The sequence below is a fragment of the Tamlana crocina genome (genome assembly GCF_012037625.1).
Genome location: NZ_JAAVJS010000095.1, coordinates 1 through 607 on the forward strand (window position 1 = coordinate 1; position 607 = coordinate 607).

Sequence of the window (607 nt, forward strand, 5' to 3'; positions counted from 1 at the left end):
GGTAACAAACTATCCACCTCCAGGAACTGGGCGGTGTGGCTGCACGAGTATCTGGAGGAATTTCCCGGGCAGCAGGATGTGTTGAGGTATGCCTTGACCGCCAATGCGCCCGAAACGAAGGACAATGATTTCACCTGGAAAGATTTCCAGGCGAGGAATAACAATGAGCTGGTAGCCATTTTTGGGAACTTCATAAATCGGGTGGTAGTACTCACCAATAAATACTACGACGGAATCGTTCCCAAACCTGAAAATTTTTCAGAAGTTGACGAACAAACTTTAGCTGAATTAAAAGCTTATCCTGCGGTGATCGCAAGTTCCATAGATCGCTACAGGTTCCGCGAAGCCCAGGCAGAGTTGATGAATGTTGCCCGCCTTGGGAATAAATATCTGGCCGATGAAGAGCCCTGGAAATTGATCAAGACAGACGAAGAAAGGGTGAGGACAATTATGTATGTGGCCTTGCAAATATCTGCAGCTCTTGCTAGCCTTAGTGAACCCTTCCTTCCTTTCACTTCTCAAAAACTGAAGAGCATGCTGGATTACGGCCGCTCCACTTCTGAAGCGGTCATCAACACCAGCGGAGTTCTGATGGAAAGTGATGAAG

Annotated in this window: 1 protein-coding gene; it reads left to right on the plus strand. The window is 47.4% G+C overall.

Going from position 1 to position 607, the window contains the following annotated elements; genetic code table 11:
* Nucleotides 1-607 (plus strand): class I tRNA ligase family protein (locus HC176_RS15780; RefSeq protein ID WP_167919950.1); only part of this gene is annotated, 607 nt, incomplete at both ends.